Here is a 394-nt window from a genome sequence, read left to right on the forward strand (position 1 = left end):
CTTCGATGTAGCGCGCGTGATCGGCATCCGCATTTTCGGTGCCCAAGACAAGGGCAGAAAATCCCTCACTGCCGCACCTGTCGCGATAGGCACGATCGCGCGCGACGAAGACGTTGCGGTCCGCGATCGCTTTCGCCACCGCTTGCCCGTTGCCCACCGCCAGCGGCTCGAGATAGGTGCCGTCCTCAAGGAAGACGCAGCAGTTTTCCGTCCCGAAAGGATGGACGCCGGTCGGCGCCACGACAAAGCCAAGCGAAACCAGCCGCGCCCGCGCCACGTCGAGGCTCGCGGTCGGCAGCACAAGATGGTCAAGCGGATAAGGGCCTAGCGGACAAGGGCCTTCTGTCATCGTCTCGGTCATGCCGGCGCGGTGTGCATCATTCCGGAATTTGGT

The 394-nt window shown here is 63.5% G+C and carries 1 protein-coding gene; it reads right to left on the bottom strand.

The genetic code is table 11. The features are described 5' to 3' along the window. Positions 1 to 361: VOC family protein (locus EOA86_RS38300; protein WP_245497525.1), on the bottom strand; the 361-nt coding region annotated here is incomplete at its 3' end. Positions 362 to 394: the final 33 nt, after the last annotated feature.

This window comes from Mesorhizobium sp. M5C.F.Ca.IN.020.32.2.1, assembly GCF_004023105.1.
GTDB classification, from domain to species: Bacteria; Pseudomonadota; Alphaproteobacteria; order Rhizobiales; family Rhizobiaceae; genus Mesorhizobium; species Mesorhizobium wenxiniae.